A 21521-nucleotide genomic window follows, 5' to 3' on the forward strand; every position below is an offset into this window, starting at 1 on the left:
TCTTACTCTTTCGCAAGCTTGTCTAACACCGGAGCGAGCTCCCGCACGACTTGCGCCTTGTGGCGTGCGCCGCGAGTCCAGCCCAGCGCGGAGACGAGGGCAAAGAGGATCAACGTGGGAATGATCGTAACGAATGCCGCAATGGCGAAGGTGCCACCGAACTCGCTCAGCCTGAATCCGTAGGCGTACATCAGATGCCCATCGACCACGTTCAGGTAGACGACGAAAAGCAGCACGATCGGAACGAACAAGCGTGCGAAATCCATGAAGCCGGAACCGAGACCCAGCCGACTTGCCCAGTCCCGATTCTCGTACCGCTCGCCGCTGGTCAGGTTGTCCATGGACCGTAGAACGGCGGTGTTACTTCCTGCCTGCACCGTGACTATTCTCAGGCGATGCGAAGCACGCGCGCCGAACGCATCCGGCGCTTCGGAAAGGTCGAACTCTTTCTCCTTCCCGTCCCCCATCTTCAGCCAGATCTTCTTGACCGTCTCGACTTCCGAGGTCACTTCCGTCATGTTCGTGACTGCGTCTCGTCTGGACCCTACATGGGTAAGACTCTGCGTAGACGCTTCTGCCACAACGCCATCGAATCGGCGCAGTTGATATAGCGTACCGTTGAGATTCGACTCGAATTTTGGCGGCTCCATCGACATTGCAGGCATTCTCCCAATGCGTTCGTTCAAGTTGATCTTGGTCATAGCGGCTTGATAACAGTCAAGCGAGCGACGACATCTAGGCTAGATTCCCTAAATTTTTAATCTTAGAGTTGCACTCCGACTGTGCTGCCCCGAGCTATCCCTTCCTTCGAACGGGGGGTTAGACGCGGCAGTATTGGCCCACCTCAAGGCCCCATTCAACCGGCGTTGATGCTGGTTACCCGATGCGCAACTGGAGCCAAGGCGCGGGAATCAGCAAACAGGCACACTCGACGACCTCATAAAAAATGGCTCGCTAACTGCCCCCCTCTTCCGAGGGAAGGGAAACTCCGCGCTGTGCGGCCGATGGGCAGCCGTACGATCGCGCGTGAATTGTGCGTTAGCAATCGAGCCGAGTATTCAGCGCTCTCTTGACTTCCAGAGGTTCCCTGCACATGAACGCCGCTGTAGCTCGCTCACCCATTGCACGCCCCTCAATCACAATTCTCCGAATGGCAGCCGTCATCGGAACGCTAATGGTCGCGTCGTCGGCGCCCGCGCAGAGCACATCGGCATCGCTTCCACCCGCTTCTGGCGCTTCAAATACGGCGGCGAGCGAGAAGCAGCGCGAATGGGCTTCAGCGATCGTTGCGCAGGCGCGAGATGTAATGAGAACTCACCTGCGGGATGGTCGGACTCGAGGCTTTCCGCTGCCGGCGACACCGTTGGGGCCCGCGAAGGGAAATAACTTGTTCCCCTATGGCTGGATGGTTCACGATCGGGGCGGCAAGTACGCCTCGCTTTACGACATTAGCGAGTCCACCGTGCAGCAGTTCAACCTGGTGTTCCATGGTCGGGCCGTCGTTATGCCGTTCGGCGGTGCGTTGGGTGCAGGTGGCTTGCCCTACGCGGGCTATGCCCCCGACTCCAAACACTGGATTGTCGTTCCATTTGCGTATCTGCAAGCAAATGAATCACCTGTCGCGGGCGTCAGCGGACAGGTCGCAGTCAAAGCACCAGTTGCTGCGGCGGCAACGACTTCGTCGGCCGCAACTACAGCGGGTTCAGGGGGGGGCGCCGTCCCGGAACTCGTCTCCGCTTCAGAGCGTGGCCGTATTGCGGTCGGCCTGCCGCTTGACCCCGCGGAACTGGAGCGCCGCGGCGTGTACTGGACGGACAGTTGGTTGGGCATGGCGGTGCTCTACGCCACCACCGACATGACCAAGGTGCATGGCGCGATGGACAACCTGATAGATGATTTCCTGCGAAACGAGAATCATGGCAACAGTCCTGCCAAGATCGAGCTTCAGCGTCTGCGGGAGAAATGTGCGCATACGAGCGAGACCTTCGCCAAGCAAGACTGCCTCCGGAACCTGAACAGGGCGTTCTCCACGTTCGGTCGCGCCGTCATCGAAAGCCGACAGTTGCACGTTTTCGTGGAAGCGATGACCTCCTGGGATGAGCGCGACCGGCGAGTCGTATCCAAGGTGATGGGGAGCCTCCCCGACAGTGGCTGCGATCCCGGCTCGGTCTGCATGCGCGTCGGCCCCTATGGAGCCGGTTGGAATGTGGTTTGCTACCGCCTCGATAAGCCGTTGCCACAGCAGCTGAGCTTTTCAATGCCGGAGGATGAGGCCCGCGCGCTTTCTCGCCGTGCCGGCGATATCCGAGATCTGAGGCACGTCTCATTCGCCTTGGAGGTCACCTCGCCCGTGTCCGCGCTGCCGTCACCAAGGATGTGCACTCGTCCGATCGACAAGGTCGTAGCGGAAGGCCGAGCGCGAGTGCGCTCAGAGGTGATGTGGAATTCGGCGCAAGCACATCTCGTGCGCGAATCCAATAGTGCGCCTGCGGCGGTCACCGCGGGCGCAGCTGCTGCGACAACCACACGCTCCGGTGCAGGTGAGGTGCGGCCTCTGTCTGCCGTAGCGGTGCCTTCCACCGCTCCCGCGCCCCGCATCAAGATCGACGCCAAGTGAAGGTCGAACGCGGTTTCGTTCCGGTCGGAATTGTCCTCGTCACGCTCGTCTATCTCGGCTTCGAGCTGGCATTCAATATCCGGCTGGTCGACGTGGCCGGCGGACTTCCGGGTCGCAACGAGATCGATGATCTCGAGTTGCAGGGCCGCCTGCTTTCGGCGACTGGAGCATCTCTCCTGACCTTGCGGCTTCTGGCGTGGCTCTTTGCGCGGCTACCCGTCACGCGCCCACGGCTCGGCGCGCTTGCTGGCGCGCTCTGTATCGCCGTACTGGTGTTCTTCGGCCAAAAGGCTGCCGTCGACTATCTCGCGAATTCCGCCAGCCCAACGGAAAAGCGCCGCGCCGCGCTGGCTGTACTGCTAGCCAAGGGCATGAAGCATTGCGTGGCAGGGATCCCCGAACTCGACCTGGACTGCAAGGCGGCTTCGGCTGCCGAGGGGAAGACGTTCTTCGTGGTGCTACCTGCGATCGCCTATGCGTCGGGGTCCCTCACCGATTCGCTGAATCCGAAAGCAGCCGAACTGGTCACCACCGTCGTGCTTGCCGAGGCGGGGTCGCCCGAGCGCGCCTACAACGAGCGCTATGTCTACAGCGTCAACCAGCTCCGCGACAGGTTCAATCGCGACTATCTCGCCGCTTCGCGCACCCTCTCGGGACTGCCAGGTGACGATGCGGATCGCTCCTGGAATGACTATCTGCAGGAAATCAACAAACATCCTTTCACCCCGGCGACGGCCACGGACATGCAGCGGCGCCGGGTCATCGAGGCATTGCGCAAGCGTGGCGTGGACGTTCCGGACCACTGGCGTCTGGACGACAGGGAGACGTTCGTCGACTCGCTGCCACAAGGCCGTGCGCTGCGGCAGTTTCGCGCCAGGGCGGATGCCATTCTGGGCGGCCGAACCAGCATCGCACCCGGACTCGACTGGGCGCTGTTCAGCTCCCACGCCGACGTGCAGGGCTTCGTGAAGCGTCAGATCGCCAGTGGCGGCAGCGGTTTCGAGCTGCCGGCCGGCCCGATCGACTTGACGTTGAGCTTCAACGCCTTCAAGAAGCAGATCTTCGGCCCTCCGGTAGAACGGCGGGTCCGCGAGGCCAGCGAGAAAGTCCGCTTGTCGTCTGAGAGCTACGCGCCCGGCGGCCGTAATCACCAAGCGGGCATCGATGCCATCAGGGCCGTCATCGTTCCGCCCATCGCTTTGGGGATGTCCCTGCTGTTCGCCTTGGTCAACCTGGGCGCCATACTGGTCGGGTGGACGCCACTGTCCGCGCGTGCGCGAGGCGTCTTGCGCATGGGCATCGTGGCCTGTGTCTTGGGGCTGCCGCTGCTGCTGTCCAACCGCATCACCACGTCTCGTGCCTTCGAACGCATGTCGCACGGTCTGGAGCAGCGGATGCCGCCAGCTGCGCTGCTCGTGAATTGGGTGGTTCGTGCCGAGCCGGTGTTCTATCACGTCCTCGCACCTGCCGTCGCGATGGTGCCCACAGGGCTCGTCTATGGCACGGTCGAAACATGGATGAACTCGATCACCCATATCCGGCTCACACCGTCAGCGCACGCCGCTGAGAAACGGTGACGAGGATCATCTTGAGCTAGCACAGGGAGGGTTCTCGTCTTCTTGATGAAAACCTTAAAGCATGTGTCAACAGAGGTCAGCCTGCATGTGCTGGCATGCAACCTCAAAGGGCTGGTCAGCCTCTTGGGTACGGCAGAAGCGATGAGGTTGGCGAGGGCATTAGCCTTTTACATGCCCATTCCAAGCTCATCCGTGTGTCGCGGGCATAACGAGGCGACGCATGCCCTGATCAACCCGAACGGCCACGGATGGCCGGTGTGCAAAAGGTCCGCCGTACGGCCTCGTCCAGCGTTCTCACACAGCCTTAACCCATTGCGGTCTTAGGAGCTGCGAAGATGTGCCTTTCGAAGGATGAGTCATGACGGAACCAGAACGGGACGAGCAGCCATTCTTCATAACAGAAGAGATTCAAGCGGAAATGATCGCTAATGGCTACGTTTTCGAAGTGCCAACGCACATAAACAAGGGGCGGCAGCTGCCCGGGAATGAACCAGTTGTGGAGCCAAAGCAATGTCCGGAGGCACCCCTACGGAAATGACCCCGGTGAGAGTCGGAGCGCTGAGAGTAACGAGGGGAACAACAGGAGAGCTAGGTGGATCGCTGCGTCGCTGGGGAAAGGGGGCGGCGACCAGGCGCAGGCTCATCGTGCGCCGCGAATTTACCTGCCAGCGCCCGGCATTTGCCGTCGTCTGCCGCCTAGTTCACACGCTGAACGATAGCTTTCGGCTCGCGATTCGAACAAACTGAAGGTCCGCTGAGGGTTGATCGCGCGAGTCCACCGGCCGCAGCAGCGGTCCTCCGCCAGGGTGACGTCCTGGCGGCGCCTCTTGCTGCCGCGAATGACTGCAGCGCCCTTCACACCGGACGCTCGCCGGACCAGAGGCCGAGCAAGTCAACGACCGGTAGGCGGCCGACAGCGTGAGTTCGACTTCAGCCGCCGAATGACCGGACACGCTGCGGAGAAGACGGTCGGGGAATCAGCTGCGGCACCTGGCTGACGTCCAGCTTCAAATGGGGCAGTCCGATGGGGCAGTTCATGGGAATTGAGGGGGCTGGAGGGGAGGGCGTCTCCTATGAGGCACTAGTCTTCCTCGGGCTTCGAACTGGTTCGAATCCAATCGCGCCTACCAAATTCGGTAGGCAAAAAGCCCGATAGATCAATGATCTGTCGGGCTTTTTCGTTTCCGGGTCCGACTGATGGGGCAATCCGGGGGCTGTCATTGCCTCATTGAGCTTGGCTCGCTGGGCGCTGCTTATCATGCAACAAGCTCATCACCTTGGTGGTGATGATGTCCACCGCCGGACCGTTGGCACCGTGCGGCAGGATCACGTCGGCGTTGCGCTTGGTTGGCTCAATGAACTGCTTGTGCATGGGGCGCACGGTTTCCAGGTACTGGTTCACCACAGACTCGGTGCTGCGGCCACGCTCCGAAATATCGCGCTGCAGCCGACGGATGAACCGCACGTCCGAGGCCGTGTCCACATAGATCTTCAGCGACATCATGTTGCGCAGCTTGACGTCGTACAAGGCGAACAGGCCCTCGACCACGATCACCGGTGCGGACTTCACCGTAATGGTTTTGCTGGAGCGGTTGTCGGCGGAGAAGTCATACACCGGCATCTCGATCGCCTCACCCCTGCGCAGCGCGGCCAGGTGCTGCGCCATCAGCGGCCAGTCAAAGGCATCGGGATGGTCGTAGTTCTGCTTGCGCCGCTCCTCCGGCGGCATGTGGGACTGGTCCCGGTAGTAGTCATCCTGCATCACCACCGCCACGTTCTCCCGCCCGATGGCGGCCAACACCTGGCGCGTCACCGTCGATTTGCCGCTGCCGCTGCCCCCTGCGACACCGATGACGAAAGGCTTGTGAGGGGTTTTGGGCATGAGGTAGTGGTGCGGGCTGGGGCAATGCCTGCGAATGTACAAGCTGGCGAGCAGATTTTTAGCGGTATGGGGGCCGCTTCAGGCTGGAACAGAGGCATTCGTCATCGGGCGGCGAGTGTGCGATGACCGTTCGACTCGGATTGCTGCGGCGGGCCATCCGTTCAGACAGGCGCGGCTTGATCACACGCACAATGCGCATCCCAGCTGCGTCCTTCTGACCCTTTGCCGTTCGATGCACCAGACCATCAGACATTTTCTATTTGGTATCACCCTGTGCGCGCTGGCGCTGTGCAGCGGCACCGCCAGCGCCAATGCTCCGGTGCTCGACGCGAGAATGGACACCAGGGACTCGGTATCGCTGACCGAGTACTTCTCGGTGCTCGAGGACCCGTCCGGCACCATGACGCTGAGCGAGCTGACCCGCCCCGGCGCACCCGATCGCTTTACCGCCGGCCGGGGGCGGGGTGAGGCGCTGGGCTACTCGTACACCCGCTCGGCCATGTGGCTGCGCTTGCGCATGGTCAATCCGGGCGAGAACGCGATCGAGCGCCAGTTGCTGATTTCCTATGCCCTGCTGGCCGAACTCGACTTCTACCGCCCCGGCACCGACGGCAGCGGCTACGAACACCTGGCCCTGGGCTATGCGCGGCCTTTTGCGGCGCGGCCGCACAAGAGCCGTTTCTTCGTGCTGCCCGTGCGTCTGCAGCCCGGCGCGACGCAGGAGCTCTACCTGCGCGTGGCGTCGCCGAACTCGCTGAACGTGCCCGCGCAGCTCTGGAAGCCGGCGGCCCTGCAGGCCCATGAGCACCGCGACTACTTCATACAGGCCCTGTACTTCGGCATCGTGATCGCCATCGGAATCTACAACCTGATGCTTTTCCTCGCGCTGCGCGACATCAGCTATCTGCTCTACGTGGGTTTTGCTGGCTGTGTTTCGCTGGCGCTGGCCGCTTTCACCGGCATCGGCCAGGAGTTTCTCTGGGGAGATCTGCCAGCCTGGTCGATGATGGGTGTCAACGTGCCGACAGCGCTGGCGGCAATCGCGATCCTCGCCTTCGCCCGCCGCGTGCTGAACACCGCCGATCAAGCACCGCGGCTGGACCGGCTGCTGCGCCTCTTCATGGGGTTGAACCTGCTGGCCTTCGTCTCGCTGCCGCTGTGGTTTCGCCAGGTCACGCCCTTTTTTGTGGCGCTGAGTGCGGCCACCTCGCTGCTGCTGCTGGTGACCGGCCTGGTCTGTGCGTCACGGCGACAGCGCAGCGCTTATTACTTCGTCGCCGCCTTCACCGCGATCCTGCTGGCCGTGATGCTGACGCATCTGCGCAATCTCGGTGTGCTGCCGACCAATGTCTTCACGGTCGACGGCACGCAAATCGGCTCGGCGATCGAGATGCTGCTGCTTTCCTTCGCGCTGGCCGAGCGCTACAACGCGCTGCGTCGCGAAAAAGCCCAGGCCCAGGCGGCGGCGCTGGAGGCGGAGCGTCAGCTGGTCGAGCGGCTGAAGGCCTCCGAGCAGCAGTTGGAAAGCCGCGTTGCCGAGCGCACCGCCGAGCTGGAGGCCGCCAACCGCAAGCTCGAAGCGCTGAGCAGCACCGACGTGCTGACCGGGCTGGCAAATCGCCGGCATTTCGAAACCGCGCTTGCCAGCGAGTGGCAGCGCGCCCGGCGCAACGGTCAGCCGCTGGCGCTGGGCCTGATCGATGTGGACTGGTTCAAGCTCTACAACGACCGCCATGGGCACCAGGCCGGCGATACCTGCTTGCGCCGGGTTGCCGAGGTGATTGCCAGCTGCCTGAGTCGCAACAGCGACGTCGTTGCCCGTATCGGCGGGGAGGAATTTGTCTTCATCGCGCCCGCCACCGATGTTGAGGGCGCGCTGAACATGGGGCGACGTGTCTGCGAAGCATTGCAGGCGCTGCAACTGCCGCACGAAGCCTCCGCCTATGGCTGCGTGACCGCCAGCATCGGCGTCGCGGCGCTGCGGCCCAGCGGCCAGACGACGCCCGACGAACTGTTCAAGGCAGCCGATCAGGCCATGTACCGTGCCAAGCGCGAAGGGCGCAACCGTGCTGTCTGTGCATAGCTGCAGTTTTCAGGACCTCGCCGCTGCCATCTCAGCAAGCCGTACCAACGAGGCAGGGCGATTGTGAACGGGCACGCCGGCCCGGTGGCGGGCCATGGCTTCGCAGCGATTGCCTCCGTCGTAGCCATTGACTGCGCTCGCGCCGGCGTGGCAACGGGCTTCGATGCCGGCGGCAATCTAAGCAGCGATGGCCGATCTTTGAGGGCTAAGGAATCGCTCGGCAAGCAGCACCCAGTAGGCGCTGCCGGTGCCGATATTGGCATCGTTGAAGTCGTAGCCGGGGTTGTGGACCATGCAGCCCCCCTGGCCTGCGCCTGATTCCGTGCCGTTGCCGATCAGCAGATAGCTACCGGGCACCCGCTCGAGCATGAAGGCGAAATCCTCGCTGCCGGTCAAGGGCGGGCCCTGCGGCGTGACCTGATCGGCGCCGACGAGTTCCATCGCGACCTCGCGGGCGAAGGCGGTCTCGGCCGGCGTGTTGACCAAGACCGCATAGCCGGGCTTCCATTCAATCTGCGCCGCGATGCCGAAGCTCTCGGCCTGCGCCGTGACCAGCGCCTTGATGCGCCGCTCGATCGCCGCACGCACCGCGCGGTCGAGCGCACGCACGCTAAGCTCCAAGGTGGCCGTTGCCGGGATGACGTTGTTGGCCTTGCCGGCCTGCAGCGCGCCGACGGTGACCACCGCGGCCTGCAGCGGATCGATATTGCGCGACACGATGGTCTGCAGGGCCATGACGATGCTGGCCGCCGCAACGATCGGGTCGGCCGTCCGATGGGGCAGGGCACCGTGGCCGCCGAAGCCGGTCAGCGTGATGGTGGCGTAGTCCGAGGACGCCATTGCCGGACCTTCCCGCAAGACCAGGCGGCCCTGCTCGATGCCGGGCATATTGTGCATGGCGAAGATTGCATCGCAGGGGAAGCGCTCGAACAGACCGTCTTCCATCATGCGCAGCGCGCCGCCGCCGCCTTCCTCGGCCGGCTGGAAGATCAGGTGCAGCGTGCCGTCGAACGAGCCCTGTTCGGCCAGATGGCGCGCCGCGGCCAGCAGCATGGCCGTGTGACCGTCATGGCCGCAGGCATGCATCAGGCCGGGCCGCTGGCTCGACCATGCGGCGCCGCTGTCTTCATGGATTGGCAAGGCATCCATATCGGCCCGCAGACCCAGACGAGCGCGGCCTTGCCCCCGCACCAGGGTGCCGACCACACCGGTGCCGCCGATGCCGCGCTCGACCGTGTAGCCCCAGGCCTCCAGCTTGTCGGCCACGAGGGCGGCCGTGCGGTGCTCCTCAAAGGCCAGCTCCGGGTGGCGGTGGATGTCGCGGCGCAGCGTGATGAACTCGCCGGCTCGAGCCCGCAGGGCTTGCAGCAGGTAGGTCACGGTGGACTCACTGCGGCTGCAGGTGGATCTGCTTGGCGATCGCGCGATAGCGCGCGGTCTCGGTCTCGAAGAACTTGGCCGACTCGGCCAGGCTCATCGGCGGCGAGGCGACCTGGGTCTGGACGGCCAGTTGCGCGCGCACCGACGGATCCTGCAGCGTCTTGCCGATTGCCGCATGCAGGCGGGCCACGACGGGCTCGGGCGTGCTCTTCGGCACCATATAGCCGGTCCAGACCTTGTACGAGAAGTTCTTCAGCGCTTGGCCCTCAGCCGCTGTCGGCACATTCTTCAGCAGCTCCGAGCGCTGTGCGCCGAGCTGGCCGATCACCTTCAGCCTGCCTTGCTCGGCCAGCGCCCCCATCGCGGCGCTGTAGACCAGCACCGCGAAATCGACCTGACCCCCGCCGATGTCCTGCAGCAGCGGCGCGTTCCCCTTGTACGGGACGTGCGCCAGCGTGACGCCCGTGTTCGCCTGGACGCTCTCGACGATCAGGTGGTAGAGCGAGCCGACGCCGACGCTGCCATAGGTCAGCGGCTTGTCCGCCGACTTGCGGGCCAGTGCGATCAGCTCGTCGACGCTGTTGACCGGCAGGTCCTTGCGCGTCACAAAGACCATCACCGCGTCGGACACCGGATGCACGAGGCGGAAGTCTTCCGTCTTCAGCTTCACCGCCGCATTGGCCAGCGGCGAGAGGATCACCTCGTTGGGCGAGCCCTGGAACATGTAGTAGCCGTCGGCGGGCGCCGCCAGCACCTTCTGCGCGCCCAGCGCGCCGCTGACGCCGCCCAGGTTCTCGACCAGCACCTGCTGCCCCAGTTCCCTGCCCAGCGGGTTCGCGAAGATGCGCGCGATCGCATCCGACGGGCCGCCGGCCGGATACGGAACCATCAGGTTGACTGGCTTGACTGGGTAAACCTCGGCGAGCGCCACGCCATGGCCGAGCATCAAGCCGGCGGTGACAGCCGAGAAGGCCAGGGATCGAAGAACGCTGAACTTGGACATGAGGAACTCCTGGGACGGTCGGCAGGCGGGCCGCAGCGGATTGGCTGCTTCAATGTAGAAGTCGCCCAATTCAATGTCCAATGCATTGTTCTTTGAATTACCATGAGTTTTAAGTTCGATCGCTGATCGACCCATCCATGACCCTCGTCCAGCTCCGTCACCTGATCTCGCTGGCCCAGACGGGCTCCTTCAGCCAGTCGGCCGCCGCGCTGTTCCTGACCCAGCCGGCGTTGAGCCGCAGCATCCGCGCGCTCGAAAGCGAACTCGGCCAGCCGCTGTTCGATCGCATCGGCCGCCGCAGCGAGCTGACCCCCTTCGGGCGCGATGCCGTCGAGCGGGCCCGCGAACTCGTGTTGGCCGCCGACGATCTGCGCGACAGCGGCCGCCTTGCCGGTGAGGCCCAGCGAGGCGTTCTGCGCATTGGCATGGGCTCGGGCCCCGGCGCGATGCTGATGACACCACTGCTGCTGAAGATGGCGCAGGATCGGCCCGGTTTACGCGTTGAGATTGCCCGCGCCAGCACGGAATTGCTGTTGCGGTCGCTGCGCGAGCGAACGCTGGACGCGCTGGTTGTCGATGCGCGCTCGCTGCGTCCCGCGGCGGACCTGAACGCGCAGTTCGTGCACGAGATGCGGGCGGCCTTCATGGTGCGCCGTGCTCATCCGCTGGCCAGGCGGCGCGGCGGCGTCGGCTTCGATGAGTTGCTGCACTATCCGATCGCCTCGACGCCGCTCTCGGACGAGGTCGCCCGCATTCTGATCGAGCGCTATGGGCCACGCGCCCATCCGGACGAGTGCGTCACGCTGCGCTGCGAGGAAATCCCCAGTCTCGTGGACGTGGCGAGGCGGAGCGACGCGGTGCTGCTGGCGGTCAGTGCCGCTGCGCCAGACCTGGTCGAGTTATCGATGCAGCCGCCGCTTGCTGCAACGGCCCGCTTCGGGCTTGTAACGCTGAGGCGGCGGACCGCGCCGCCAGGTCTTGCAATAGTCCAGACATTGATGGCGCAGTTGCTGGTGGATCCGAAATAGGAACAGCGGGCAGCCCCGTAAGGCCGTGCAGATCTTCGATGGTGGACCGCTCGATGCGAGAGGCAAGGCCGGCGTGCGCGTCGTGGAGCATCAAGCCCACCGATGCTGCGTGCCAACCGCGTCTAAATGAGCCAATTGCTGCCCGCGGCGGAGTCCGTGCACCCAGGAAAACACCGGCGCATAAATGTCCAAGATCATGGAGGCGAGGCCCGAGGCGATCTCCGACTGCGTGAAGTTCTTCCCCACGGCCGACCGCGTCAAGTGGCACAACCTCAACGGCGAGTACTACTACATCGACAGCTCGGGGCGGCCCGACAAGGCGTATGCAGATTTGCCGCCCATCACGGCCGCCGCTCGAATTGACAGCTGTCAGACCAGCATTGGCCAATGGGGCGATGCGGAAAACCCCAGCAATGACTATGACGGTGGCCATTTGATCGGGTCGCAGCTGGGCGGTTGGGGGGACGCGCGAACATCGTGCCGCAGGACGCCAACTTCAATCGCGGCAACTGGGCGCAGCTCGACCACAAGATGGCCCAGTGCGGCGCATTGGCCTCCGGCGCCATGCGCTACAGCATTGATGTCGGCCATCCGAGCAGTTCGGCTCTTGTACCTTCGACCTTCTCAATGACCATCACCCGGCAAAGCAATGGCGCCAAGGTCACGCTCAAGTTCACCAATGTGGATGGTGGCGGCAGCAATGGCACGAGCGAGCGCGTACGTGGCACGGACTTCTTGACTGCCAACGGCTGCAACTGACGGCAGTGAAATGCCGGTCGGCCTTTTGAAGGGCTGGCTCCTTGCCTCTAAAGCCCGGGGCCAGCTTCTGTTCAGCAGTGTTCTTTGCCATTGACCGGCGGCTGGCTTGCTCACGGTGTCCGACACCGAGCAGTCATTGCGCCTGGGCAATGGGCGCTGATCGGAATGGCTGCAGTGCGCTGTACCGCGGTCGCAGAGCTTTCGCGATGCCGGTCGGCCAGTGTCATTGACCGCTTCGCTCTTGCGCGGTCCTCCGGTCCCGACCATTTACTGACCTTCGCCTCGCCATCTCGATGCCGGGAAGCAGACGGCCAATATTCAGCTAGGGCCGAACTGGTACAAGCAGGGCCAAAGCAGCGCCCCATACGGCTTGCTGACAGCTGCCTTGGTGTAGGACACCGCCGCATGCTTTCGCGCGATTCGATGGAGTTCGCCTAGACTCCATGCATCTCCCGTAAGCGTTTCTCCTTCGTGCCCTGGAACGCTGATTCACATCGCGGGCTTTGCAGACGCACCATCTGACGTGCGCCATGCTCGATCACTTCTACGCCTTCGAGGCGTTTTGCATTGCCGAGACCCGTCGTAAGCTGGCTGCGCGCGATTTCTTTCGGCATGCGATCGACAACCTTGTTCCGTGCCCGCGCAGGCGCCACATCTTGGAACTCGCCAGCCAGCAAGCCCACGTTGCCCTGGTCACCCTGTTGTCGGAAGCCAGCGAGGTCGCGATCCGGTGCCGGCCTGGGGCCTCGCGAAGGGATAGCGAATCGCACCGACTTTCCTAGTGGACTGCCGCTAGTCTTCTAGACAAACCCTTTGCTCACGCCGCGCCAGCGATCTTGCTTGCTGTACGCGGTCGCGATCGCTGCTCAGGATGCTTGCGGTACGCCGGGCCAGGCGCGCATGGCAGCCGCCGCCGTTGCCAGCAGGCTTTCGCGGCTGGCGCCGTCGGTGGCCTGGATGGACATGCCGCGGAACACGGTGGCGTAGAAATTGGCCAGCGCGGCGGCGTCGGTGTCGGCCGGCAACTCGCCGTTTTGGATGCCGTGCTCGATGCGGCAGCGCACGCCCGCGTCTGCGGCCGCGCGGCGCTTGGCCAGCGCGGCCTGGATATGGGCCGAGGCGACCGAGCAGTTGGTGGCCGCCATCGTGACCATGCAGCCGGGCGGGTGGCAGGGCCGGGTCAGTTCCTCGGCCGCCTCTTCCAGGCAGCGCTTGATGGCCAGATAGGCGGTCGGCTCCTCCTCCAGCGCGCGCGGATAGCCGCCGCCGGGGCCGGTGGCATAGCGCTCGATCGCTTCCAGGAACAGCCGCTCCTTGTCACCGAAGGCGGTGTAGAGGCTGGGCGCGGTAATGCCCATCGCGCCGGTCAGCTCGGCGATCGACGCGGCCTCATAGCCCCGCTGCCAGAACACATGCATGGCCTGCTCCAGCGCCTGGTCGCGGTCGAAGGACAGCGGCCGGCCGCGCGGCTTGGCCGCCGCCTTGCAGGAGTCGGTTTTTTCGATTTCCATAACGATCGATAATAAATGTCTTGACGCCCGAAAACAAGGCGACTACATTGCAGCTCATAAACCGTAATGGTCATTACGGAATGTCGAATAGAGGCTCATCATGCCATGTCCAGCCTGCCTTGCTCCCCCGCGGTCTTGTTGTTGACCGCCCGAAGCGCCGTGCATTGCCCGGCGCCTTGATCGCCCGGTAGATCCTTTTTCCTCAGCCCTCGCCGAAGGCCGCCCAGGCCCCGGTGAAGCCGCTGCATTGCCCAGAAATCTTCTTGCCCAGGAGTTCCTTCATGTCCACGCAAGCATCCGATGCCCGATCAAGCCGCCGCCTCTGGGTCGCCGGCACCGCCTTCACCGCGCTGACGGCGATCACCGCCGTCTCGGCCGCGATCTTCGGCCTCAGCTCGGCAGAGGCCGACGCGCCGCCGCCGGCCCCGCCGGCCACCCCAGTTTCGGTGGCCGTGGTGCAGGCCAGCGAGATCGCCACCTGGGACGAGTTCTCGGGCCGGCTGGAGGCGGTCGAGCGGGTCGAGCTGCGCCCCCGCGTGCCCGGCACCGTGCAGGCCGTGCACTTCCGCGAGGGCGCGCTGGTGAAGCAGGGCGATCTCTTGATCACCATCGACCCGGCGCCCTACCAGGCCGAGGTCGACCGCGCCGAGGCCCAGGTGGCCGCTGCCAAGGCCCGGGCCCTCTACACCAGCAGCGATGTGGCCCGGGCCCAGCGCCTGTGGGCCGAGCAGGCGATCGCGCAGCGCGAGTTCGACGAGCGCAGCAATGCCCAGCGCGAGGCGGACGCGAATCTGCGCTCGGCCCAGGCCGGCCTGCAGTCGGCCAAGCTAAACCTCGGCTACACCCAGGTGCGCGCCCCGGTCGCGGGCCGGGTCGGGCGGCTGGAGATCACCGTCGGCAACCAGGTCGCCGCCGGCCCGGCCGCGCCGCTGCTGACGACCCTGGTGTCGGTCAGCCCGATCTACGCCAGCTTCGACGCCGACGAGCAGGTCATCGCCAAGGCGCTGGGCGAGCGCAACCGGCTGGAGCGCATCCCGGTGCAGATGGGCACGATGGGCTCGGACGGCACGCCGCTGGAAGGAAAGCTGCAGCTGATCGACAACCAGATCAATGCGAAGAGCGGCACGGTGCGGGTGCGGGCGGTGTTCGAGAACAAGGACGGCAGCCTGATGCCGGGCCAGTTCGCCCGCCTGCGCATGGGCCAGTCAAGCAAGCAGCAGGCGCTGCTGGTCAACGAGCGCGCGGTCGGCACCGACCAGAGCAAGCGCTTCGTCATCGTCGTCGGCGCCGACAACAAGGCCGAGTACCGCGAGGTCAAGCTGGGTGCGCCCTCGGGCGGCCTGCGCATCGTCACCGAGGGGCTGAAGGCCGACGAGCGCATCGTCGTCAACGGCCTGCAGCGGGTGCGGCCCGGCGCGCTGCTGGCGCCGACCCCGGTCGCGATGGATGCCAAGCCGGAGATCCAGGCTAAGAACAACACGGCACAGAAGGGCTGAGCCATGAACCTGTCCAAGTTCTTCATCGACCGGCCGATCTTCGCCGGCGTCATCTCGGTGCTGATGGTGCTGGCCGGCCTGATCGCCGTGCGCGGCCTGCCCATCTCCGAGTACCCCGAGGTCGTGCCGCCCTCGGTCGTCGTGCGGGCCAACTACCCCGGCGCCAACCCCAAGGTGATCGCCGAGACGGTGGCCACGCCGCTGGAAGAGGCGCTCAACGGCGTCGAGGGCATGCTTTATATGGGCAGCCAGGCGACCACCGACGGCCTGATGACCTTGACCGTCACCTTCAAGCTGGGCACCGACCCGGACAAGGCCCAGCAGCTGGTGCAGAACCGCGTCGCGCAGGCCGAGCCGCGGCTGCCCGAGGAGGTCAAGCGCCTGGGCGTGACGACGATCAAGAGCTCGCCCGACCTGACCATGGTCGTGCACCTCTTGTCGCCGACCGGTCGCTACGACATGACCTATCTGCGCAACTACGCGCTCTTGAACGTCAAGGACCGGCTGGCGCGGCTGCAGGGCGTCGGCGACGTGCAGCTGTTCGGCTCGGGCGACTACGCGATGCGCGTGTGGCTGGACCCGCAGAAGGTGGCCCAGCATGGCCTGTCGGCCGGTGACGTGGTCAACGCGATCCGCAGCCAGAACATCCAGGCCGCGGCCGGCGTCGTCGGCGCCTCGCCGGGCCTGGCCGGCATCGACACCCAGCTGTCCATCAATGCCCAGGGCCGGCTGCAGAACGAGCAGGAGTTCGGCGACATCATCGTCAAGACCGAGAACGGCGCGGTCACGCATCTGCGCGAGCTCGGCCGCATCGAGCTGGGCGCCTCCGGCTATGCGCTGCGCTCGCTGCTGGACAACAAGGACGCGGTGGCCGTGCCGATCTTCGCCGCGCCGGGCTCCAACGCAATCCAGATCTCGGACCAGGTGCGCGCGACCATGGCCGAGCTGAAGCCCTTCATGCCCGAGGGCGTCGACTATTCCATCGTCTACGACCCGACGCAGTTCGTGCGGGCCTCGATCGAGTCGGTCGTGCACACGCTGCTGGAGGCGGTGGCCCTGGTGGTGCTGGTGGTGATCCTGTTCCTGCAGACCTGGCGCGCGTCCATCATCCCGCTCTTGGCCGTGCCGGTGTCGGTGGTCGGCACCTTTGCGGTCATGCATCTGTTCGGCTTCTCGATCAATGCGCTGAGCCTGTTCGGCCTGGTGCTGGCGATCGGCATCGTCGTCGACGATGCGATCGTGGTGGTCGAGAACGTCGAACGCAATATCGAAGCCGGGCTGTCTCCGCGTGACGCCACGTATCGCGCGATGCGCGAGGTCAGCGGGCCCATCATCGCGATCGCCCTGGTGCTGGTGGCCGTGTTCGTGCCGCTGGCCTTCATCAGCGGCCTGACCGGGCAGTTCTATCGCCAGTTCGCGCTGACGATCGCGATCTCGACGGTGATCTCGGCGATCAACTCGCTGACCCTGTCGCCGGCCCTGGCGGCCCTGCTGCTGAAGGGCCACGACGCGCCGAAGGACGCGCTGACCCGCGGCATGGACAGGCTCTTCGGCCGCTTCTTCGCCGGCTTCAACCGTCTGTTCGGGCGCGGCTCCGCAGCCTATGGCCGCGGCGTGCAGCGCGCGATCGGTCGCAAGACGGCGATGCTCATCCTCTACGCCGGCCTGGCCCTGCTGACCGTGGGCCTGTTCAAGGCAGTGCCCGGCGGTTTCGTGCCGGCGCAGGACAAGCAGTACCTGATCGGCTTCGCCCAGCTGCCCGATGGCGCGACCCTGGACCGCACCGAGGACGTGATCCGCCGCATGAGCGATATCACCCTGAAGACGCCCGGCGTCGAGCATGCGATCGCCTTCCCCGGCCTGTCGATCAACGGCTTCACCAACAGCTCCAACTCCGGCATCGTCTTCGTGGCCTTGAAGCCCTTCGAGGAGCGCCGTGGCAAGGGCCTGTCGGCCGGCGAGATCGCGGGCGCGATGAACGCCCAGTTCGGCGCGATCCAGGAGGCCTTCGTCGTGATGTTCCCGCCGCCGCCGGTGCAGGGCCTGGGCACGACCGGCGGCTTCAAGCTGCAGCTGGAGGACCGCGGCGGCCTCGGCTACGAGGCGCTGGACCAGGCGGTCAAGGCCTTCATGGCCAAGGCCTACCAGACGCCCGAGCTGGCCGGCATGTTCTCCAGCTACCAGGTCAATGTGCCGCAGCTCTATGCCGACATCGACCGCACCAAGGCGCGCCAGCTGGGCGTGGCGGTGACCGATGTGTTCGACACGATGCAGATCTACCTCGGCAGCCTCTACGTCAACGACTTCAACAAGTTCGGCCGGACCTATTCGGTGCGGGTGCAGGCCGATGCCGCCTACCGCGCGCGGGCCGAGGACGTAGGCCAGCTGAAGGTGCGTTCGAACAGCGGCGAGATGGTGCCGCTGTCGGCGCTGATGAAGGTCGAGCATTCGGTGGGCCCGGAGCGGGCGATGCGCTACAACGGCTTCCTGTCCGCCGACATCAACGGCGGCCCGGCGCCGGGCTTCAGCTCGGGCCAGGCGCAGGATGCGATCAAGCGCATCGCCGCCGAGACGCTGCCGCCCGGCATCAGCTACGAGTGGACCGAGCTGACCTACCAGGAGATCCTGGCCGGCAACTCGGCGGTCTGGGTCTTTCCGCTGGCCATCCTGCTGGTCTTCCTGGTGCTGGCCGCGCAGTACGAGAGCCTGACCCTGCCGCTGGCCATCCTCTTGATCGTGCCGATGGGCCTGCTGGCCGCGATGACCGGCGTCTGGCTGACCAAGGGCGACAACAACGTCTTCACCCAGATCGGGCTGATGGTGCTGGTGGGCTTGAGCGCCAAGAACGCGATCCTGATCGTCGAGTTCGCCCGCGAGCTGGAGTTCGCCGGCCGCAAGCCCTTGGCCGCCGCGATCGAGGCGGCGCGGCTGCGCCTGCGGCCGATCCTGATGACCTCGATGGCCTTCGTGATGGGCGTGCTGCCCCTGGTGCTGGCGACCGGCGCCGGCTCCGAGATGCGCGCCGCCATGGGCGTGGCCGTGTTCGCCGGAATGATAGGCGTGACCGCCTTCGGCCTCTTCCTGACGCCGGTGTTCTATGTCTTCCTGCGCCAGCTGACCGGCAACCGGCCCCTGAAGCTGCACGGCGAGGTGCCGCATCTAGAAGAAGCCTTTGCCGGTGGCACCTTGAACAAGGCGGTGCCCGCCGCGGCACGCCATGAACATGAATGAACGATTGATTGATTGATGAGGTGAAAACAATGAGAACGATCTCTCTGCTTCCTCTGATCGCCGCGCTCGTCCTGGCCGGCTGCGCCAACGTGGCGGTGCAGGAGCCGCATCCGCTGCCCGACACGCCGGCGGCCTACAAGAGCGGCCAGGCGGCCGGCCCCACGGCCAGCGCCCAGGCCGAATGGTGGAAGGCCTTCGCCGACCCACGGCTCGACGCGCTGACCGAGCGCGCGCTGGCCCACAACACCAGCATCCAGCTGGCCGGCGCGCGGCTGGCCCAGGCGCGCGCGTTGCTGCGCGCTTCGCGGGCCGAGCTGCTGCCGCAAGTGAGTGCCAATGCCGGCGCCAGCCGCCTCGGCGGCGATGCCGCGCGGGCCAATGCCACGGCCGGCACGCTGTACACGGCGGGCTTGAACCTGTCCTACGAGGTCGACGTGATGGGCCGGCTCAGCAAGGCCAGCGAGGCGGCGGCGCTCGATGCCAAGGCCCGCGAGGCGCTCTTGCAGTCGGCGCAGCTGCTGGTGCAGGCCGATGTGGCGCAGGCCTATTTCGCCTTGCGCGCGCTGGACGCCGAGCGCGCGCTGATGCGCGACACGGTGGCCGCCTACCAGGACACCCTGCGCCTGACCGAGAAGCGCCATGCCGGCGGCGACATCGCCGAGCTGGACGTGGCGCGGGTGCGCACCGAGGTGGCGGCCACGCAGTCGCTGGCGATCGCGCTGGACCGTCGGCGCGCCGCGCTGGAGCATGCGCTGGCCCTGCTGGTCGGCACGCTGCCGAGCGAGCTGAGCGTGGCCGAAACACAATGGACCGGCACCCTGCCGCAGATTCCGGCCGGCCTGCCCAGCAGCCTGCTGGCGCGCCGCCCCGACGTGACCGCCGCCCAGGCCAGCCTGCAGGCGGCGCAGGCCCGCGTGGGCGTCGCGCAGACGGCCTGGTTCCCGACCCTGTCGCTGACGGCCACGGCCGGCGGCGCCTCGCCGGCCCTGTCCGATCTGTTCAAGACCTCGGCCGGGCTGTGGGGCATCAATGCGCTCTTGAACCTGCCGCTGTTCGACGGCGGCCGCCGCGAAGCCGGCGTGCAGAATGCCGCCGCCGAGATGGATGCCGCCGCGGCCGGCTACCGCGAACAGGTGCTGCTGGCCTTCAAGGACGTGGAGGACCAACTGAGCGCGCTGCAGCTGCTGGCCGCGCAGGGCGAGGTGCAGGCCACGGCGGTGGCCTCGGCCACGCGGGCGACCAAGCTGTCGGAATCGCGCTACCGCAACGGCCTGGTCAGCCAGCTGGAGCTGCTGGACTCGCGCCGCAGCGAGCTGGACCTGCGCCGCCAGGCCCTGCAGGTGCGCGCGGCGCAGTACCTGGCCACCGTCGGCCTGATCAAGGCACTGGGCGGCGGCTGGGCCTGAGCGCCCGCCCCCCGGTCGATGGCCGCTGACGGTCCTACGTCTTCTCGGCCGGATGGGCTCCCTTGAGGACCGCGACGATGGCCATGGCATGACCGTGCCCCAGCGAGAAGTCGGTCTTGAGCCAGGCGACGACCAGCGAGGCCTTGACCTCGGCGCGGAGCTTCCCGTCTTCCATCCACCCCTTGTCCGCAGCGAGTCGCCTGAATTCCGACGGGCCTTTGCCCGTCTTCAGCCGGATGTTGTCGATATAGGCCTGGAAGCTCATAGCGCGTCACCTAGGGAATGGAGGGGAAGAGCAGGGCGCGCAGGGGCGAGCTCCGCAGCAGTAGCCCTGCCCATAGCGCGATGCCGACATAGGCCCCGAACAGCACGTGGCTGAACCAGGGATTGCCGGCCCGCAGCTGCACGGCAATGGCTCCGCCGAGGTAGCCGGTCAACAGCAGTGCGCCGAGCGGTGCGGTGCCGGGAAGGGCGTACAGGAGCGTGCATGCCAGCAGCAGCAGGCCCATTGCGCGCGCCAGCGAATCACCGCCCGAAAAGCCGAGGCTTTGCATGGCATCGAGGACGGGCCGCAGCGGGACCAGCTTCATCCCCGCATCCAGAAGCAGGAAGGCGATGACCAGGCCGCTGATGACCCGGCCAGCCCAGAGCATGCTGGGCGCGATGGCTTGTGTTTCGACCGACATGGTGTGTGCCTTTCACTCAGAAAGATGCATGCACCTTAATCAAGTCGGAGCTCGTCTGGCTTGTACAAAAGCGACAACTGGCCTTCGCCACGCGCGACCTGCGCCGGCGTCCGGCCGATGAAGTGCTGCATGGAGCGGCTCAGGTGGGCTTGGTCGAAGTACCCCATATCGTGGACGACCTGGAGGATGGGCAGGCCGTTTTGCAGGCAGTAGGCGGCTCGGCGCGCGCGTTCGATCTGGCGTGCCGTGACCTGGGTGATTCCGGAGGCTCGCAGGAAATGCCGCTGCTCGGTGCGCCGGCTGCTTGAGCCTGGGCGGCGTTCGAGCGCAGACCGGACATAGGGATCCGACGCCAACAGGCCTTTGCTGCGCAGGCGTTCCACAAACACGTCTGCGTTGTCGAACGATGGATATTCCCAGGCCGAACCCGCAAGCCAGAACGATAGTCCGGACAGATCGGGCAGCGTCGAGTCGTTCCGATCGCGCAGCGCTCGGTTGGGGAACTCGGGCATGAAGCTGCCCAGCCTGAAGTGAATGCCGATCCACTCGCCGTCGGGCGGGCACTCGGCCACCGATGCCCGGGTCTCCGGACCGCGCACGGTCATGAAGACCCTGCCATTCACACGCGACACGACCATGACCCAGTTGCAGCTGGCCATGGAGTGAAAGGACCCCGCCTGTTCGCTGCGGCTGCGCCATACCCGCTCCACCAAAGGAGAGTCCGAGGGGCGGTCCTCAAAGGCGATCAACATCTTGTCTGTCCGCTCGACTTGCCTGCGAGAGGGCCAGCATAGTCGCTTGCTCAGCGCCTGCAATCGCAAGCCCGCGTCGCCCGGGGCCGCTGCCTGCGGCCGCTGGCCTT

Annotated in this window: 16 protein-coding genes and 1 pseudogene; 9 read left to right on the forward strand and 8 right to left on the reverse strand. The window is 65.6% G+C overall.

What is annotated here, in order from left to right; genetic code table 11:
- Nucleotides 1–2 precede the first annotated feature (2 nt).
- On the reverse strand, nucleotides 3–701 hold the full coding sequence (locus QWJ38_RS07100) for a hypothetical protein (RefSeq protein WP_290358363.1): 699 nt from the start codon (nucleotides 699–701) through the stop codon (nucleotides 3–5).
- Nucleotides 702–1150: 449 nt separating this feature from the next.
- Between QWJ38_RS07100 and QWJ38_RS07105 the strand changes: the two genes are divergently transcribed.
- Nucleotides 1151–2617, forward strand: coding sequence for a hypothetical protein (locus tag QWJ38_RS07105; RefSeq protein ID WP_290358364.1), 1467 nt, complete (start codon nucleotides 1151–1153; stop codon nucleotides 2615–2617).
- Nucleotides 2614–4194, forward strand: a complete 1581-nt coding sequence (locus QWJ38_RS07110) for a hypothetical protein (protein WP_290358365.1) — start codon at nucleotides 2614–2616, stop codon at nucleotides 4192–4194. The genes QWJ38_RS07105 and QWJ38_RS07110 overlap by 4 nt, the downstream gene beginning before the upstream one ends.
- A 1225-nt stretch (nucleotides 4195–5419) precedes the next feature.
- Here the strand turns inward: QWJ38_RS07110 and udk are convergent.
- A complete protein-coding gene (udk, locus tag QWJ38_RS07115; protein WP_290358366.1) occupies nucleotides 5420–6076 on the reverse strand; it encodes a uridine kinase in 657 nt (218 codons plus the stop codon).
- Between the two features lie 34 nt (nucleotides 6077–6110).
- Here udk and QWJ38_RS07120 point away from each other — a divergent pair, with 34 nt between their 5' ends.
- Nucleotides 6111–8159, forward strand: coding sequence for a sensor domain-containing diguanylate cyclase (locus QWJ38_RS07120; protein ID WP_290358367.1), 2049 nt, complete (start codon nucleotides 6111–6113; stop codon nucleotides 8157–8159).
- A 177-nt stretch (nucleotides 8160–8336) separates the two neighbouring features.
- Here QWJ38_RS07120 and QWJ38_RS07125 read toward each other — a convergent pair whose 3' ends face one another.
- Together QWJ38_RS07125 and QWJ38_RS07130 are read right to left on the reverse strand one after the other, a co-directional pair.
- Nucleotides 8337–9539 (reverse strand): M20 aminoacylase family protein, encoded by a 1203-nt coding sequence (locus QWJ38_RS07125; RefSeq protein WP_290358368.1) that lies wholly within the window; start codon nucleotides 9537–9539, stop codon nucleotides 8337–8339.
- A gap of 7 nt (nucleotides 9540–9546) precedes the next feature.
- Nucleotides 9547–10542 carry a tripartite tricarboxylate transporter substrate binding protein gene (locus tag QWJ38_RS07130; RefSeq protein WP_290358369.1) on the reverse strand — a complete coding sequence of 332 codons (996 nt, stop codon included), beginning with the start codon at nucleotides 10540–10542 and terminating at the stop codon, nucleotides 9547–9549.
- Between the two features lie 137 nt (nucleotides 10543–10679).
- Here QWJ38_RS07130 and QWJ38_RS07135 point away from each other — a divergent pair, with 137 nt between their 5' ends.
- The 3 genes and pseudogenes from QWJ38_RS07135 (at nucleotide 10680) to QWJ38_RS07145 (ending at nucleotide 13111) form a co-directional block, all read left to right on the forward strand.
- Nucleotides 10680–11570 carry a LysR family transcriptional regulator gene (locus QWJ38_RS07135; RefSeq protein ID WP_290358370.1) on the forward strand — a complete coding sequence of 297 codons (891 nt, stop codon included), beginning with the start codon at nucleotides 10680–10682 and terminating at the stop codon, nucleotides 11568–11570.
- A gap of 196 nt (nucleotides 11571–11766) precedes the next feature.
- A pseudogene (locus QWJ38_RS07140) lies at nucleotides 11767–12329 on the forward strand (DNA/RNA non-specific endonuclease).
- A gap of 530 nt (nucleotides 12330–12859) precedes the next feature.
- Nucleotides 12860–13111: a hypothetical protein gene (locus QWJ38_RS07145; protein ID WP_290358371.1), complete on the forward strand. Its 252-nt coding sequence runs from the start codon at nucleotides 12860–12862 to the stop codon at nucleotides 13109–13111.
- Between the two features lie 84 nt (nucleotides 13112–13195).
- On the opposite strand, the gene QWJ38_RS07150 is transcribed toward QWJ38_RS07145, so the two are convergent.
- Nucleotides 13196–13840, reverse strand: coding sequence for a TetR/AcrR family transcriptional regulator (locus QWJ38_RS07150; protein ID WP_290358372.1), 645 nt, complete (start codon nucleotides 13838–13840; stop codon nucleotides 13196–13198).
- A 281-nt stretch (nucleotides 13841–14121) separates the two neighbouring features.
- Here QWJ38_RS07150 and QWJ38_RS07155 point away from each other — a divergent pair, with 281 nt between their 5' ends.
- The 3 genes from QWJ38_RS07155 to QWJ38_RS07165 are packed head-to-tail and all read left to right on the forward strand — an operon-like array spanning nucleotide 14122 to nucleotide 19973.
- Nucleotides 14122–15336, forward strand: coding sequence for an efflux RND transporter periplasmic adaptor subunit (locus QWJ38_RS07155; protein WP_290358373.1), 1215 nt, complete (start codon nucleotides 14122–14124; stop codon nucleotides 15334–15336).
- Nucleotides 15337–15339: 3 nt separating this feature from the next.
- Nucleotides 15340–18567 (forward strand): efflux RND transporter permease subunit, encoded by a 3228-nt coding sequence (locus QWJ38_RS07160; protein WP_290358374.1) that lies wholly within the window; start codon nucleotides 15340–15342, stop codon nucleotides 18565–18567.
- A 29-nt stretch (nucleotides 18568–18596) separates the two neighbouring features.
- Nucleotides 18597–19973 (forward strand): efflux transporter outer membrane subunit, encoded by a 1377-nt coding sequence (locus QWJ38_RS07165; RefSeq protein WP_290358375.1) that lies wholly within the window; start codon nucleotides 18597–18599, stop codon nucleotides 19971–19973.
- A 34-nt stretch (nucleotides 19974–20007) separates the two neighbouring features.
- Here QWJ38_RS07165 and QWJ38_RS07170 read toward each other — a convergent pair whose 3' ends face one another.
- From QWJ38_RS07170 to QWJ38_RS07180, 3 genes are read right to left on the reverse strand one after another with little or no spacing between them, the layout of a single operon-like run.
- Nucleotides 20008–20238 carry a DUF4287 domain-containing protein gene (locus QWJ38_RS07170; RefSeq protein ID WP_290358376.1) on the reverse strand — a complete coding sequence of 77 codons (231 nt, stop codon included), beginning with the start codon at nucleotides 20236–20238 and terminating at the stop codon, nucleotides 20008–20010.
- A gap of 10 nt (nucleotides 20239–20248) precedes the next feature.
- Nucleotides 20249–20659, reverse strand: coding sequence for a DoxX family protein (locus tag QWJ38_RS07175; RefSeq protein ID WP_290358377.1), 411 nt, complete (start codon nucleotides 20657–20659; stop codon nucleotides 20249–20251).
- Nucleotides 20660–20694: 35 nt separating this feature from the next.
- Entirely contained in the window at nucleotides 20695–21411 is a 717-nt protein-coding gene (locus tag QWJ38_RS07180; protein ID WP_290358378.1) for a helix-turn-helix domain-containing protein, read from the reverse strand.
- Between the last annotated feature and the right edge of the window lie 110 nt (nucleotides 21412–21521).

This window comes from Roseateles violae, from assembly GCF_030410485.1.
Taxonomy (GTDB): domain Bacteria; phylum Pseudomonadota; class Gammaproteobacteria; order Burkholderiales; family Burkholderiaceae_C; genus Roseateles_D; species Roseateles_D violae.